The organism is Alishewanella maricola (assembly GCF_016343785.1).
GTDB lineage: Bacteria > Pseudomonadota > Gammaproteobacteria > Enterobacterales > Alteromonadaceae > Alishewanella > Alishewanella maricola.
In genome coordinates this window covers 1-354 of the sequence record NZ_JAEINI020000058.1, presented here as the reverse complement: position 1 = coordinate 354, position 354 = coordinate 1, and the positions used below count along the sequence as shown (strand labels likewise).

The window sequence follows — 354 nt, the reverse complement described above, 5'->3', positions numbered from 1 at the left end:
TACCATTCCATCTTGTTTTCTGCTCTAATTGTACTCACCAAATCATCACACTCTGAGTCTTATGAATCATACTGCTGAAGACATCCTTATACTTTCTCGCGCCGAGAAAAATGGGCGTAAGCGCATGCGTTTGCTCGCTATTGCTCAGTTCCTTGAATGTAAAAACCGTACACAGGTCGCTAATCAATTGAAGATAAGCCGTACCAGCGTCAATAACTGGGTGACTCAATACCTTGAATTGGGGCTTGCAGGCTTGGATGCACGCAAAGCAAAAGGGCGTATTCCTTATTTAACTCCCAAACAGCAAAAGCAACTCGGCCAGTTTATTGAATCACATAGCCAGACTGAGCAAGG

The 354-nt window shown here is 44.1% G+C and carries 1 protein-coding gene; it reads left to right on the top strand.

Translation table 11 applies throughout. From position 1 onward, the window contains the following. Positions 1 to 61: 61 nt before the first annotated feature. Positions 62 to 354, top strand: a 293-nt coding sequence (locus JAO78_RS16715; protein ID WP_226752490.1) for a helix-turn-helix domain-containing protein, incomplete at its 3' end; no start/stop codon positions are given.